Genomic DNA, 16558 nt, shown 5'->3' with positions numbered 1-16558 from the left:
AAACCAATATTAAGAAAGGATGTGTTATGATGTCGTTATTTGATGCTAACAAAAAAGTTATCATAATTGGCGATAGAGATGGTATACCAGGACCAGCCATGGAAGAATGTGTTAAGACAACAGACGCTGAAGTAGTATTTTCATCTACTGAATGTTTTGTCTGAACGGCTGCAGGAGCAATGGACTTAGAAAATCAAAAGAGGGTTAAAGATTTAACTGAAAAATACGGTGCAGAAAACATGATCGTATTAATTGGTGGAGCAGAAGCTGAAGCAGCTGGATTAGCAGCTGAAACAGTAACAGCTGGAGACCCAACTTTTGCAGGTCCATTGGCAGGAGTCCAGTTAGGACTTAGAGTTTATCACGCAGTTGAACCAGAATTCAAAGAATCTGTAGATGCAGACGTTTATGATGAACAAATTGGTATGATGGAAATGGTTCTAGATGTTGATGAAATAATTGAAGAAGTTAAAGGTATAAGAGAAGAATACGGAAAATTTAACGATTAATTCCCAACAAAAAAAGGAGAGGGGGGAAACTAATGGGGAAAATTAAAGTTGTCCATTATATAAATCAATTCTTCGCTGGTATAGGTGGAGAAGAAAAGGCGCATATAAAGCCAGAAGTTAGAGAAGAAATTATAGGACCAGGTATGGCTATAAATGCAGGATTTAAAGGTGAAGCTGAAATAGTTGCTACTATTATCTGTGGTGATAGCTATTTTGGTGAAAATATTGAAGAAGCAAAAGCTGAAATATTAGAAATGGTAAAGAAATACAATCCAGACCTATTCATTGCAGGACCAGCATTTAACGCAGGTAGATATGGAGTTGCTTGCGGTACAATTACAGATGCAGTACAAAATGAATTAGGAATTCCATCCTTAACTGGAATGTATGAAGAAAACCCTGGAGCAGATATGTTTAAGAAAAGCGTATATATAGTATCTACAAAAAATTCTGCTGCAGGTATGAGGGATGCAGTTAAGAAGATGGCACCATTAGCATTGAAAATTGCAAAAGGTGAAGAGATAGGTTCCCCAGAGGAAGAACATTATATACCAAGAGGAGTTAGAAAGAACTTCTTTGCTGATAAGAGAGGTTCAGAAAGAGCAGTGGATATGCTTGTTAAAAAGCTTAATGGTGAAGAATTCGTTACCGAATTCCCAATGCCAGATTTCGACAGAGTAGATCCACAACCAGCAGTTAAAGATCTTTCAAAGGCTACAGTAGCTTTAGTAACTTCAGGTGGTATTGTTCCAAAAGGAAATCCAGACCATATTGAATCTTCATCTGCATCAAAATATGGTAAGTATGATATTGAAGGATTTGAAAACTTAACAAGTGCTGACCATGAAACAGCTCATGGTGGATATGACCCAGTATACGCTAATGAAGATGCAGACAGAGTTTTACCAGTAGATGTATTAAGAGAAATGGAAAAAGAAGGTAAAATAGGCAAACTTCATAGATACTTCTATACTACTGTAGGTAACGGTACAGCAGTAGCTAGTGCTAAGAAATTTGCTGAAGAAATAGGAAAAGAATTAGTGGCTGATGGAGTAGATGCAGTTATATTAACTTCTACCTGAGGCACCTGTACACGTTGCGGTGCAACAATGGTAAAAGAAATAGAACGTGCAGGTTTACCTGTAGTTCATATGTGTACTGTAGTACCAATTTCATTAACTGTAGGAGCAAATAGAATCGTTCCAACAATTGCTATACCACACCCACTAGGAAACCCAAGCTTAGATCCTAAAGATGAAAAGGCTCTAAGAAGAAACTTAGTTGAAAAAGCTTTAAAAGCATTAACAACAGAAGTTGAAGGTCAAACAGTATTTGAAGAATAATATATAAAACTTAAAATGGGTGATTTATATCACCCATTTTAAGACTAAATATGAATTAATAGATATAATCAACGGAGGTGTAATTATGAATTATCCAGTAGTAAAAGGAGCTGGCTATATTTTAGTCCATGCTGAAGATATGGTTATCCACAATGGAACAACCCAGTCAACCGAAAGAGTTATAAATCCTGATTCAGAGTACCTAAAAAAGTTACCAAACCATTTACGTAGCTTTGATGAAGCAGTGAATTATTTACCAAATCAAGTTTATATTGGAAACTATAAGCCAGAAGATTTGAAGAAACAAGAACAGCCTTGGTATAAAAACCCATTGAAAGATGCTAGTAGATTTGGTAAATATGGCGAAATGATGCCAGAAGATGAATTCATTGGACTTATCAAAATTGTAGATGTATTTGATTTAGTAAAATTAACTAAAGAATTTACTGAAGGTGTAAAAACTAAACTAGAAGCTCATCCATTGTTTAAAGAAAGAGAAGATTTAGTTTCAAGGCTTAAATCTGGAGATGATGAATCTGAGATAAAAAGGTTAATAGAGGAACAAGGTGCTGAACCTTTAAATACAGGTGGTAATGTAGTAGGATGTATTAAGAGAGCTCATGATGTTGATGAAAATTTAAGTGCTCATGTAATTATGGAAAACCTTGTATCTAAAGCATCTGGAGTTTTAGCAGGTTTAAATCTTATTGCTAAAAATGACATAAATCCTAATGATGTAGATTATGTAATAGAATGTTCTGAAGAAGCGTGTGGAGATATGAATCAAAGAGGTGGAGGAAACTTTGCTAAAGCTATTGCAGAGATGGTTGGATTTAAAAATGCAACTGGCTCCGATACAAGAGGATTCTGTGCAGCACCAACCCATGCTTTAATAGTAGCTTCTTCATTAGTACAAGCGGGAACCTTCAAAAATGTTGTAGTTATAGCTGGGGGTTCAACAGCTAAATTAGGTATGAATGGTAAAAATCACGTTGAAAAAGATATGCCAATCCTTGAGGATGTAATTGGCGGATTTGCAGTTCTTATATCCGAGAATGATGGTGTTAACCCAGTGTTAAGGACTGATTTAGTAGGTAGACATACAGTTGGAACTGGATCCTCACCACAAGCAGTAATGAGTGCTTTAGTAACAGCACCATTAGATAAAGGAAACTTAAAGATTACAGATATAGATAAATATTCAGTAGAAATGCAAAACCCAGATGTAACAAAACCAGCTGGAGCAGGAGATGTGCCAACAGCAAATTATAAGATGATTGGTGCATTAGGTGTAATGAGAAAAGACCTCGAAAGATCCCAAATCAACGATTTCATTCAAGAACATGGTATGGATGGATGGGCACCAACTCAAGGGCATATCCCATCAGGAGTTCCTTATTTAGGTTTTGCTAGAGATGATATGTTAGAAGGCAAAGTAAATAGAGCCATGATAGTTGGTAAGGGTAGTCTATTCTTAGGAAGAATGACAAACTTATTTGATGGAGTATCTATTGTAGTAGAAAAGAATCCAGGAAAAGCAGATGAGGAAAAAGGTGTATCTGAAGAAGAAGTTAGAAAACTTGTAGCTGAAGCTATGAGAGATTTTGCTTCTCATCTACTTCAGGATTAGAGGTGATAAAATGGCGGAAAATAATATTAAAAATATGATTGGCAAAGTTTTTACAGATATTGCTGATGCAATTGAAACTGGTCAATTTGGAGAAAAGGTAAGAGTTGGTATAACCACTTTAGGTAGTGAACATGGTGTTGAGAATTTGGTTAAAGGAGCTGAAATGGCTCAAGAAAGGGATTCTTCCATAGAAGTAGTATTAATCGGACCAAAGGTTGATTCAAAGCTAACCCAAGTAATAGTTGAATCAGAAGAAGAAGGCTATAAGAAGATGGAAGAAATGCTAGATAATGGAGAAATAGGTGCTTGTGTTACAATGCATTATAGTTTTCCTATAGGAGTATCAACTGTAGGAAGAGTGGTAACACCAGGAAAAGGTAGAGAAATGATTATAGCCACAACTACTGGTACTTCCTCCCCCCATAGAGTAGAAGCCATGGTTAAGAATGGCATAAATGGTATAATAACAGCTAAAGCTATGGGAATTGAGAATCCAACGGTAGGGATATTAAACGTTGATGGAGCAAGACAAGTAGAAAGAGCTTTTAATGAATTGAATAGTAACGGATATAAAATTAACCTTACAGAATCCATGAGGGCAGACGGCGGTAGTGTTATGAGAGGTAATGATTTACTTGCAGGAGTGCCTGATGTAATGGTTACGGATACATTGACAGGAAATATACTAATGAAAGTCTTTTCTTCCTTCACAACAGGGGGAAGTTATGAATCTTTAGGTTATGGATACGGTCCTGGAATTGGTGAAGACTATGAAAGAGTTATATTGATCCTTTCAAGAGCTTCTGGAATGCCAGTGGTTGCAAATGCAATAAGTTATGCTGCAAGTTTAATTAAAGGTAATGTGAAAGAAATAACAAAAAAAGAATTTGATAAGGCAAATAAAGCAGGACTTAAAGATATACTAAAAGGATTAACAAAGGATACTAAAAAAGCTGAAGATGATGAAGAAGAAGTAGTAGCACCACCAGCTGAAACGGTAACTGGAACTATTTCTGGCATAGATATAATGGACTTAGAAGATGCAGTAAAAGTCTTATGGAAAGAAGGTATCTATGCAGAATCTGGAATGGGATGTACAGGACCTATTGTTATGGTAAATGAAGAAAAATTAGCAAAGTCTATAGATATATTATCTAAGGCAGGTTATGTAGCCGGTGGATCAGATCCTTGTTAAAACACTCCAAGACTCCAAGGAAGCTTGGAGTGTTTTTTTATCTTAATCAATTGTATACTTTATACATTGATAAAAGGCTTATTGTATTATATAATATTTATGTTAATACTTACTAAGTCCAAATATATATAGGTTATGTAGAGTAACTTGTATATATGGATATTAAATATTTAGTTATATAAAAAGGGGGAGTTTAAATTGAAGAAAAGATTATTAGCGTTATTGCTAATAGGTATTTTAGTGTTTGCTGTTGTTGGCTGTTCAAAATCTGAAACGCCAGCTGATACAGATGAGCCAACTGAGGTAGACGAGTCAGGTGAAGCTGAAGAGACACCAACAGAAGAACCATTAAAGATTGCAATGGTTACTGATGAAGGTGGAGTACATGACCAATCCTTTAACCAGTCAGCATGGGAAGGTTTACAAGAAGCTGAAAAGGATTTAGGAGTTAAAGTAGACTATGTAGAATCTCAACAAGATGCAGACTTTGCACCAAACTTTGAAACATTATTAGATGCAGAAAATGATCTGATTTGGGGTATAGGATTTAAACTATCTGACGCTGTTAAGGATGCAGCAGAAGCAAATCCAGATCAAAAATATGCAATAATTGACTTCTCATATGGAGACGAAACTCCAGATAATGTAGTAGGGGTTGTATTTAAGGCAGAACAGCCATCTTTCCTAGTAGGTTATATTGCAGGTAAAATGACTGAAACCAATACTGTTGGATTTATTGGTGGTATTGCAGGAGACGTTATATGGGGATTTGACTATGGATTCCAAGCTGGGGTTCAATATGCAGCTAAAGAATTAGGCAAAGAAATTAAAGTTTTAAACCAATATGCTGAGTCTTTCTCCGATGTTGCAAAAGGTAAAGCTATTGCAACCCAAATGTATCAACAGGGAGCAGACATAGTATTCCATGCTGCTGGAGACGTAGGTACAGGAGTTATAGAAGCTGCTAAAGAACAGGACAAATGGGCAATAGGTGTAGATAGGGACCAAAACTATCTGGCTCCAGACCATGTATTAACATCAGCTATGAAACGTGTGGATGTTGGTATCTATAATATAGTAAAGGACTTAACAGATGGTAAATTCCCAGGTGGAGAGACCATCGTTTATGGTCTAGCAGATGGTGGGGCAGTAGATATTGCACCAACATCAGACAAACATGTACCACAAGATATACTAGATGAAGTAGAAAATCTAAAACAAATGATAATAGATGAAGAAATTAATGTACCATTTAATGAAGAAACTTATGGTGAATATCTAAAAACATTAGAATAAAAAAACTAAGCAGCTCAGGCAAAAGTCTGAGCTGCTTAAAACTAGAATAGATAGGAGGGGCCCTGTTGAACAATATTGACTTTGATACCAAAGTTATAGAGATGAAGAATATTACTAAAAAGTTCGGGGATTTTGTGGCAAATGACAACATAGATCTAATAGTCCATAAGGGAGAAATCCATGCGTTATTAGGAGAAAATGGGGCTGGAAAAACAACATTGATGAATGTTTTATATGGATTATATGAACCTACTGCTGGAGAAATTTTCATAAATGGTAAAAGGGTAAAAGTAACAAATCCAAACGTAGCTATTAAAAATGGTATAGGCATGGTACATCAACATTTTATGTTGGTGGACAACTTTACAGTAGTTGAAAATATTGTATTAGGTATGGAAACCACTAAAAAGTTTGGAGTTATAGATATAAAGAAGGCTACAGAAGAAGTAGAAGAATTATCTAAAAAATATGGTCTCTTTGTAGATCCTAATGCTAAAATTGAAGATATTTCAGTAGGAATGCAGCAGAGGGTGGAAATTCTTAAAGCTCTTTATAGGGGAGCAGATATACTTATACTAGATGAACCTACGGCAGTATTAACTCCCCATGAAATAGAAGAGATAATACAGATTATGAAAAATTTAACTGAGCAAGGTAAGACTATAATTATAATTACTCACAAATTAAAAGAAATAAAACAATCAGCAGATTATTGTACCATTATTAGAAGGGGAAAGAAGATTGATACAGTTAAAGTAGATGATGTGACAGAAGAAGAATTAGCATCCATGATGGTAGGAAGGGAAATAAGTTTTAAAGTAGATAAAAAAGATGCAGAAATTGGAGGGGTTATACTAGAAATAGATAACTTAACTGTAAAGGATAATAGGGATTTAAATACGGTGAAAGGGTTTTCTTTAAAGTTACATAAGGGGGAAATATTAGGAATAGCAGGAGTAGATGGTAATGGCCAGTCAGAACTAGTAGAAGCATTAACAGGATTAAGAGATATAGAAAATGGAAAAGTTTTATTAAATGGAAAAGATATTACTAATTTATCGCCAAAAGAGATTATGGAAAGTGGTATGAGTCACATTCCTGAGGACAGACAAAAAAGAGGTTTAGTCTTAGACTTTACAGTAGCCGAAAATATGATATTAGAAAATTACCATAAAGAGCCTTTTTCAAAAAAAGGCAGGTTAAATCATAAAAATATTACTAAATTTGCTGTGGAACTAATAGATAAATTTGACGTGAGACCAAGAAACGATAAACAAATTGCAGGAGCTTTATCCGGTGGAAATCAGCAAAAAGTAATTTTAGCAAGAGAGATTACTAATGATCCAGAGGTATTGTTAGCAGTTCAACCAACAAGAGGATTAGATGTTGGTGCTATAGAATACGTTCATAGATATTTAGTAGATCAAAGAGATAGAGGAAAGGCTGTTCTTTTAGTATCCTTTGAACTAGATGAGATAATGAATCTGTCAGACAGAATAGCAGTAATATATGATGGTAAAATTGTAGACATAATGGATGGAAAAGATGCAGATGAAAAAACTATTGGATACCTAATGGCTGGAGGAGGTGCTAGAGATGAAACAAAATAAATTTATAATAACTATTATATCCATATTGCTAGGTTTAATAGTAGGAGGAATAGCTCTTTTAATTGCAGGATTTGATCCAATAGAAGCCTATGGGATAATGTTTAAGGGAGTATTTAGCAATCCTAAATATATTTCTTGGACCATAATAAGATCTACACCTCTTATATTAACAGGTATATCTGTTGCTTTTGCATTTAAAACCGGTCTTTTTAATATTGGTGCGGAAGGACAATTTATAATTGGTAGTTTAGTGGCTACCTTAGTAGGATATTTCTTCCATCTACCGCCAATTATCCATCCAATAGTAGCAATATTGGCAGGTGCTTTAGCTGCAGCTATTTGGGGTGGAATAGCAGGACTTTTGAAATCCAAATTTGGTATAAATGAAGTAATTACAACAATAATGTTAAATTGGACAGCCTTGTATTTTAGTAATTTTGTAGTATTTTGGGAACCTTTTAAAAGATTAAATCGAGATGCCTCAGAAAGGATATTGGATACAGCTAGTATTCAAATTCTTAATCAATGGAAAACTTCTGAAGCAGGTAAGGCTTTTCTAAAAAGCAATAGTTTTCTTAAAGATCTTTTAAATCCTCCTGTTAATTTTGGATTCATAATTGCCATATTAGTTGCTGTTTTAATCTGGTATGTATTAAAAAATACAACTTTAGGTTATCAGCTAAGGGCAGTAGGCTATAACAGAGATGCAGCAGAATATGGTGGTATAAATATAAATAGAAATATAATTTTATCTATGATGATAGCAGGAGCCATATCAGGTTTAGCAGGAGCTACTCAAGTTTTAGGTGTATCTAAAGAAACGGCAATATTAGCAACAATGGAAGGTTACGGATTTGATGGTATGGCAGTTGCTTTAATAGCATCTAGTAATCCTTTAGCTTGTATTCCTGCAGCTTTATTATTTGGAGGATTAAAATATGGAGGAAGCAAATTACAGCCAACCATAGGAGCGCCAATAGAGGTTATTAATATAACTATCGGGGTTATAATATTATTTGTTGCAATGCCAAAACTAATTGAATTGATTACTTCCATGAAAGGAAGAAAGAGAGGTGTTAAAGTTGAAGATTCTAAGTGATTTAGGAGTGATTGTAGGAATAACTTTAATGTATTCAGCGCCTTTAATCTACACCTCTTTAGGTGGAGTTTTATCTGAGAATGCAGGAGTTGTAAATATAGGCTTAGAGGGTATGATGACTATTGGTGCCTTTGCAGGGGCAACTGTAGCTTATTTTACTCAAAATCCTTGGCTGGGTTTTCTAGCAGCAGGATTAGCTGGTGGATTATTAGCTCTTTTACATGCTATTGCTTGCGTAACTTTTACAGCTGATCATGTGGTTTCAGGAATTGCAATTAACTTTATAGGGCCTGGACTTTCTATATTTTTAACTAAAATATTTTTTGATGGGGCTGCTATGACTTTGCCTTTAGATTTAGATCATAAAATTCCTAGACCACTAAATGGATTATTTTCATCAATTTCAGTTTCAAATCCTATATTAAGAGGGATTGTGGACTTTTTGGATTCCATATTTAATCAATATTCAACTGTATATATAGCCTTTATATTGGTTTTAGCAGTTTGGTTTTTCCTTTATAAGACTAGAATTGGATTAAGAATTCGTTCTGTAGGAGAGCACCCAAGAGCTGCTGAAACACTTGGTGTAAATGTATATAAAATAAAATATTTAGCAGTAATTCTATCAGGTATATTAGCAGGTTTTGGAGGAGCAGCTATGAGTATAGCTGTAATATCCAACTACAGAGCTGCTTTAATTTCAGGACAAGGTTTTATTGCATTAGCAGCAATGATCTTTGGTAAATGGAAGCCTCAAGGTGCCATGTGGGGTTGTCTACTATTTGGTGCTGCTCAAGGCCTTGTAGTATATTTAGGGGGTACTAATATAGAAATATCTTCACAATTATTAGCTATGTTACCATATATAATAACATTAGTAATATTAATGGGATTTGTTGGTGAAGCTAGAGGACCAGCAGCTAATGGTGTACCCTATGAAAAAGATTAGATATATATTTAAAATTAGCCTCATTTGAGGTTAATTTTTTTGTCGAATATCAAATGATTTTGTACTTCATCAAAGATTTTGGTATAATAATATTAATAGAATAATAAGTATTTATTAATATTATTTATAATAGTGGGAGTGAGCTTAATGAAATTGGGTTATAATCTAGCTCTTGAACAAGTCCAAAAATTAATTATGACGCCAGAACTTAGACAAGCCATACAATTACTTCAATTTAACAGTCTAGAACTTAATGAGTACTTAAAACATCAAATTGAAGAAAACCCTTTATTGGACCCTGTTAACACGGTGGAAGAATATGAGAATATTGATGACTATAGCAATGAAAGAGAAGAGATTGATTGGAAGGAATACATTGGAAAATATGATGATGTAAGTTATAAGCCCCAAAGGGATAAAAATCTTAAGGAATATAGCTATGAAAACTTTGTTAGTTATTCACCTACTTTAAAGGATAATCTACTATTCCAATTAAATGTATCTGAGTTAAATGATCGAGATAAAAAAATAGGGGAGATTTTAATAGAAAATATTGATGAAAATGGTTATTTGACTACGGATATAAACCAAATAGCAATGGATATGGGCATTAAGGTTGATCGGATTGAAAACGTTTTATTTACTATACAAACCTTTGATCCTTTAGGAGTAGGAGCTAGAAATTTAAAGGAATGTCTATTAATACAGGTAAGAGGAGACATATTAAAAAACCCATATATAGAATCGATAATAAAAGATTATCTAGAAGATATAGCTCATAACAGATTGTTGAAGATAGCAAAGGATCTGGATTTAGACTTAAAAGAAGTCCAAAGGATATGTGATTATATAAAGACCTTAGAGCCAAAGCCAGGGAGATGTTTTAGCCATAATACTGATCAAGTAAAATATATTATACCTGATGTAACTATTGAATACATTGATGGAGAATATATAATAATTTTAAATGATGTAACTGGACCTAGGTTAAATATCAATAATTTCTATAAGGAAATGATTAGAAAGGGAAATGATCCTAAAGCTACTGAATTTTTATCAGAAAAGTTGAATTCAGCTATGTGGATTATCAGAAGTATTGAGCAGAGACGGGCTACAATTTATAATGTAGTAGAATCTATATTAAAATTCCAAAGGGATTTTTTTGAAAAAGGAGAGAAAGGTTTAAAACCTCTAACTTTAAAAGAAGTAGCCGAGGATATCGATATGCATGAATCTACTGTTAGTAGAGCAACTAATGGTAAGTATGTGCAGACTCCAAGAGGCTTATTTGAACTAAAATATTTTTTCACAAGCGGACTTTCCACTAATAAAGGAGAAGTATCTTCTACCAGCATTAAAGCAATTATTAAAGATATTATAGAAGGAGAAAATCCAAAAAAACCCTATAGTGATCAAAAGATATCCGATATTTTAAAAGATAAAGGTATTAACATTTCAAGAAGAACTGTTGCAAAATATAGAGATGAATTAGAAATTCCTTCGTCATCAATAAGAAAGAGATATTAAAAAATAAAATTTTCTTTGCAAATAAGTATATCTATTATATAATAGATATAAGACAACAGAATATTTAGTAAATTGTCACTTGCTTATTCAGATGTATAACATCGTCATAAACAAGGTCATTGGGAATCATGTATTTGTCTCTGTGGTCTTGTTTTTTGTTTTTAATTTTCTTATATTTTTAATTATATTGAAATTAATATTTAGTTCATTAATAAAATTCTCTAGTTCATATTTTATATAGAGAGTAATTAAAAGTTCATAATAACATTTAATAGAGAATTTGGTATATCTTCTATAAAATGTTATAAAAAATATAAAAGAAGGGGGAGTTTTATGATTACCAGTGGCTTTACTTATTTATCTTTTTTAATTTTCCTTGCAGGTTTTATTGTTTGGGTGGAAAAAAGGTATCAGGATAGCAAATTCTTTAAATATGTACCAGCAGCAGTACTACTTTATTTAACCGCTATGTTATTATCTACATTTGGATTGTGGCAAAAAACAGATGAAGTTAATATGTACTATAGTATGTACAAAAATAACTTATTACCTGCAATGATTTTCCTAATGTTACTGAGGTGTGATATGAGGAAAATTATTAAACTAGGGCCTAAAATGCTAATAGGTTTCTTTTCTGCATCAATAAGTGTGGGAGTAGGGTTTATCATAACATATGCAATATTTAAAAGATTTTACGAACCAGATACATGGCAAGCATTTGCAGCATTATGTGGAAGCTGGATGGGTGGAACAGGCAATATGGTAGCTATTCAAGGAGCATTAGATATACCAGATGCTAAATTAGGATATGCATTATTAATGGATTCTGTAAATTATGCAGTTTGGGTAATGATTTTGTTAGGATTAATTCCATTTGCTAATAAATTTAACAAATGGACAAAGGCAGACACGAGAGCAATTGATGAAGTAGGAGCTGAGCTTGCAAGTGCTCAAGAAAAGTCAAGAACAAATATCGAATTTTCAGATTTGATTATTTTAACAGGTACAAGTTTATTTATTGCAGCAATTTCAATATTTTTAGGTGGCAAGATACCAGAGACAGATTTCTTATCTGCAACAACTTGGACAGTAATAATAGCTACTGTAGCTGGGATTGTAGGAGCAATGACACCTTTAGCAAAACTACCAGGAACTTCTCAATTGTCTAATTTGATGTTATATACAATAATAGGATTAATTGCTTCAAGAGCAAATTTTGCAGAGCTTGCACAAGCACCCCTATATATCCTTTCAGGATTTGTTATTCTAGGTATTCATGCTTTAATATTGGCATTAATAGCTAAACTATTTAAGCTTGATCTTTTTACATGTGGTGTTGCAAGTCTAGCAAATATAGGAGGAACTGCATCGGCACCTATTCTTGCAGGTGCATATAATGAAGCTCTAATACCAGTGGGGATACTTATGGCTTTAATGGGATATGTGGTAGGTACAGGAGGCGGTTTAATAGTTGGCAGGATAATGTCCGTTTTATAAAATTGATATGGGTGATTAAAATGTATGATAAAAATTCTGTATATATAATTGGTCATGGTAAAACTGCTAAAGATAATGCCATTACAGAACAATTTAAAATATTTTTTATAGGCTTTGTAATCAATACGAAAACAGATGAAGTTATTGACCTTTCATGTTCTGCAACAATTCCGACTACGGAGAAATTTATTTCTAGTATATTTATTGGAAGAAAATTTGATAAATATTATAAAGATATAGAGGAAGAAATAATGAAGAGATATTTTGGCTCTTCTCAGAAAGCAATAATAATAGCTTATAAAGATAGTTTAAAGAGATATGTTGAAGTAAAATCAAAGTATTATTATACATTCTAATTTTAAATTTGGTAAAGTTTATAACTATTATTGACATTAATGTGGAGGTGTATATAATAAGATGAAAATTACAGATATAAAACTTGGGCATATATCTGTGCCATTAAAGAAACCATTTAAAACAGCATTGAGAACTGTTGAAAGTGTAGAAGATATTATAGTAAGAATTGAAACAGATACTGGACATATTGGATATGGGGAAGCACCGCCTACGGGAGTAATAACAGGGGATACAACCGGTGCAATAATAGGTGCTATAGAAGATCACATAAGGAAATATTTAATTGGAATGAATATAGAAAATATGGAAGAAATAATGTTAAAATTAGAAAAATCTATTGTAAATAATACAAGTGCTAAAGCTGCAGTTGATATAGCAATTTATGATTTATATGGTCAATTATATAATGCCCCGGTCTATAAATTATTAGGTGGTTATAGAAAAGAAATAATTACTGATATTACTATAAGTGTTAATGATCCAGATGAAATGGCTCAAGATAGTATTGAAGCAGTAAAACAAGGGTATAAGACTTTAAAAATAAAAGTAGGTAAAAATGCACAATTAGATATTAAACGTATGCAAGCTATTAGAGATGCTGTAGGATATGATGTAGATTTAAGAATAGATGCAAACCAAGGATGGACTGCTAAGGAAGCGATATATACCCTAGGAAAGATGGAAGATGCAGGTTTGGATATAGAACTTGTTGAGCAACCTGTACCTGCTCATGATTTAAAGAGTTTAAAATTAGTAACAAACAATGTTAATATTCCTGTATTAGCTGACGAAAGTGTATTTTCACCAAGGGATGCAATAACCATTATGGAAATGGGTGCTGCAGATTTAATAAATATAAAACTAATGAAAACTGGTGGCATACATAATGCACTAAAGATATGCTCTATGGCTGAAGTATATGGAGTAGAATGTATGTTAGGATGTATGCTTGAAGCTAAAATAAGTGTTACAGCTGCTGTTCATTTGGCTGCTGCAAAGAGTATAATAACTAAAATAGATCTGGATGGGCCTGTATTGTGTAGCGAAGATCCTGTTGATGGTGGAGCTATATTTGAGGATTATAAAATTACATTAACTGATGATCCTGGATTTGGTTTCAAAGATATTCAGGACGTAGCCTACTTATAAAACTAATATAGTAATAAAAAACCTCTTATTTAAATGGAAATAAATAAGAGGTATTTTTTTATTTTTCCTTGAAAATTAAAGACAGTTGAACTATAATAATATTGTATAGGGTAGTTCTATATTTTTTTAAAGATGGCGGGACAAAAATTACATATGAGGGACGAAAAATGACCCTATTGGTTAAATATAATCGTTTTTCACATACTAATTAATGATTAGCTTACAAGAGGTGTTTACATGGATTTAATTAAATTACAAAAAAAAATAGTCCCAGAAATATTTGATATATTAGAGATTAGGTATAATATATTACGAAATATCTATTACAATCAACCTATTGGTAGAAGAGGACTTTCACAAAAACTAAATATGGGAGAAAGAACTATTAGAACTGAGGTAAATATTCTTAAAGAGCAAGGATTATTGAATATTGAAAGTATGGGTATGTATATAACAGAAGATGGAAAAAAGATAATTGGAAACCTGAAGGATGTAATGAGGGAGCTTAAAGGAATCTCCAATTTAGAAGAAAGGTTACAACAGGTATTGAAGGTGGAAAATATTATTATAGTTCCAGGGGATTCTGATGACAATAATCTAGTTTTAAAAGATATGGGAAAAACCACCTCTATTTATTTGAAAAAACTAATTAAAAACGGTTCTATAATTGGAATTACTGGTGGAACAACTATGGCACAGATTGCGGAAGAAATTCCTTCAGGAAAAGTGGCAGACAATATCCTAGTAACTCCCGCAAGAGGAGGCTTAGGGAAAGATGTAGAAACTCAATCTAATAGCATTGCAGCTAAGTTGGCAAAAAAACTAGAAGCTAGTTATAGACTTCTCCATATACCTGATAATATTGATAAAACAACTTTAGAGGCTGTAATAAAAATTCCAGAAGTAAAGGAAGTTATAGAATTAATAGATAATATGAACATATTAATTTTCGGTATAGGTAGAGCGGATACCATGGCCAGAAGAAGGCAATTGCCTGCAGCTCAAATTGAAAACTTAATAGAAAATGGAGCTGTAGGAGAAGCTTTTGGTCATTATTTCGATATCGAGGGTAATGATATATGGGAATCCTTAACTGTAGGTTTATCTTTAGAAGGATTCCAGAAGATTGACAAGGTAATAGGTGTAGCTGGTGGAGAAGATAAGGCAGAGGCCATTATTTCAGTTGCTTCATTAAGAAGGAATATGACAATAATAACCGATGAAGGAGCAGCTAAAAAAATATTAAAAATAGCTAATAAAGCTACAATGTAGCTAAAAATATAAAATATTAAATTTAAGGAGGAATACTTATGACAATGAAAGTTGGACTAAGTGGATTTGGTAGAATAGGAAGAGATTTTTTAAGAATCTATGCAGAAGAAAAAGTAAATGACTTTGAAATAGTAGCATTAAATGCATCAGGAGACTTAAATACTTTAGCTCATCTATTTAAATACGATTCCCTTTATGGTAAATTTAATGGGACAATAGAAGTAGTAGAAGATGGGTTTATTATCAATGGTAAAAAGATAAAAGTGGTAGCCCATAGAGATCCTGCAGAAATCCCATGGAAAGATCTAGGAGTAGAATTAGTGGTAGACTCTACTGGAGCATTTAGAGATAGAGAAGGGTTGCAAAAGCATATTGATGCAGGAGCTAAAAAAGTAATTGTTACTGCTCCAGCTAAGAATGAAGACGTTACTATAGTAATGGGGGTTAATGAGAAGGATTATGATCCAGAAAATCACCATATTATTTCAAATGCATCCTGTACAACTAACTGCCTTGCACCTGCTGCAAAAGTTATACTAGATAATTTTGGAGTTAAAAAAGGTTTAATGACTACAATTCATGCTTATACTAATGACCAACAAATATTAGATAAAAGACATAAAGACTTAAGAAGAGCAAGAGCAGCAGCAGAATCTATGATCCCAACAACAACTGGTGCGGCAAAAGCCGTAGCTTTAGTATTACCAGAATTAAAGGGCAAATTAAATGGATTTGCAATAAGAGTACCTGTACCTACAGTTTCAATAGTAGATGTAACATTTGAAGTAGAAAAAGCTACAACTGTCGAAGAAGTAAATGCTGCATTAAAGAAAGCAGCTGAAGGAGAAATGAAAGGAGTACTTGGGTATTCGGAAGAGCCTTTAGTATCTAGAGATTATCAAGGAGATCCACATTCATCAACAATTGACGCACTTTCAACTATGGTAATAGATAATATGGTTAAAGTAGTTGCATGGTATGATAATGAATGGGGATATTCAGCAAGAGTTGTTGATCTTGTTAAGTTAGTAGCAAATAAATAATATAATTTATATAGGCGTTCAGAGTGATAGTTTCCTTAAGCTTTTATCATTCTGAACGCAAATAAATATATGACAGTTGTTA

General features: G+C 33.2%; 14 protein-coding genes. All 14 read left to right on the top strand.

Annotation, left to right across the window (positions count from 1 at the left end; all coding sequences use genetic code 11):
• Positions 1-29: 29 nt before the first annotated feature.
• The 14 genes from grdA to gap all read left to right on the top strand — a co-directional run bounded on the left by grdA (position 30) and on the right by gap (position 16476).
• Positions 30-509 (top strand): glycine/sarcosine/betaine reductase complex selenoprotein A, encoded by a 480-nt coding sequence (gene grdA / locus C3E89_RS03975; protein WP_236911191.1) that lies wholly within the window; start codon positions 30-32, stop codon positions 507-509.
• 32 nt (positions 510-541) lie between these two features.
• Positions 542-1852 carry a glycine reductase complex selenoprotein B gene (grdB, locus tag C3E89_RS03970; protein WP_236911190.1) on the top strand — a complete coding sequence of 437 codons (1311 nt, stop codon included), beginning with the start codon at positions 542-544 and terminating at the stop codon, positions 1850-1852.
• 85 nt (positions 1853-1937) lie between these two features.
• Complete coding sequence (gene grdC / locus C3E89_RS03965; RefSeq protein ID WP_236911189.1) at positions 1938-3482, top strand: glycine/sarcosine/betaine reductase complex component C subunit beta; 1545 nt, start codon at positions 1938-1940, stop codon at positions 3480-3482.
• Between the two features lie 10 nt (positions 3483-3492).
• A complete protein-coding gene (grdD, locus tag C3E89_RS03960) occupies positions 3493-4677 on the top strand; it encodes a glycine/sarcosine/betaine reductase complex component C subunit alpha (RefSeq protein ID WP_236911188.1) in 1185 nt (394 codons plus the stop codon).
• Between the two features lie 198 nt (positions 4678-4875).
• Positions 4876-5973, top strand: a complete 1098-nt coding sequence (locus tag C3E89_RS03955; RefSeq protein WP_236911187.1) for a BMP family lipoprotein — start codon at positions 4876-4878, stop codon at positions 5971-5973.
• 101 nt (positions 5974-6074) lie between these two features.
• On the top strand, positions 6075-7583 hold the full coding sequence (locus C3E89_RS03950; protein ID WP_236913436.1) for an ABC transporter ATP-binding protein: 1509 nt from the start codon (positions 6075-6077) through the stop codon (positions 7581-7583).
• Positions 7570-8682 (top strand): ABC transporter permease, encoded by a 1113-nt coding sequence (locus C3E89_RS03945; protein WP_236911186.1) that lies wholly within the window; start codon positions 7570-7572, stop codon positions 8680-8682. Before C3E89_RS03950 ends, C3E89_RS03945 begins: the two co-directional genes overlap by 14 nt.
• Positions 8672-9631: an ABC transporter permease gene (locus C3E89_RS03940; RefSeq protein ID WP_336512956.1), complete on the top strand. Its 960-nt coding sequence runs from the start codon at positions 8672-8674 to the stop codon at positions 9629-9631. Before C3E89_RS03945 ends, C3E89_RS03940 begins: the two co-directional genes overlap by 11 nt.
• Before the next feature lie 147 nt (positions 9632-9778).
• On the top strand, positions 9779-11158 hold the full coding sequence (gene rpoN / locus C3E89_RS03935; protein WP_236911184.1) for an RNA polymerase factor sigma-54: 1380 nt from the start codon (positions 9779-9781) through the stop codon (positions 11156-11158).
• 333 nt (positions 11159-11491) lie between these two features.
• The gene (locus C3E89_RS03930; RefSeq protein ID WP_236911183.1) at positions 11492-12655 is read left to right on the top strand and encodes a DUF819 family protein; all 1164 of its coding nucleotides are present in this window, start codon (positions 11492-11494) and stop codon (positions 12653-12655) included.
• A 20-nt stretch (positions 12656-12675) separates the two neighbouring features.
• Complete coding sequence (locus C3E89_RS03925; RefSeq protein ID WP_236911182.1) at positions 12676-13011, top strand: DUF3870 domain-containing protein; 336 nt, start codon at positions 12676-12678, stop codon at positions 13009-13011.
• A 61-nt stretch (positions 13012-13072) separates the two neighbouring features.
• Positions 13073-14161 (top strand): dipeptide epimerase, encoded by a 1089-nt coding sequence (locus tag C3E89_RS03920; RefSeq protein WP_236911181.1) that lies wholly within the window; start codon positions 13073-13075, stop codon positions 14159-14161.
• 237 nt (positions 14162-14398) lie between these two features.
• Positions 14399-15433, top strand: a complete 1035-nt coding sequence (locus C3E89_RS03915; RefSeq protein WP_236911180.1) for a sugar-binding transcriptional regulator — start codon at positions 14399-14401, stop codon at positions 15431-15433.
• A gap of 38 nt (positions 15434-15471) precedes the next feature.
• Positions 15472-16476 (top strand): type I glyceraldehyde-3-phosphate dehydrogenase, encoded by a 1005-nt coding sequence (gene gap, locus C3E89_RS03910; RefSeq protein WP_236911179.1) that lies wholly within the window; start codon positions 15472-15474, stop codon positions 16474-16476.
• Positions 16477-16558: the final 82 nt, after the last annotated feature.

The organism is Clostridium sp. Cult1, assembly GCF_021655095.1.
Taxonomy (GTDB): domain Bacteria; phylum Bacillota; class Clostridia; order Tissierellales; family Tepidimicrobiaceae; genus Schnuerera.
This window is presented reverse-complemented; position numbering and strand designations above follow the sequence as displayed.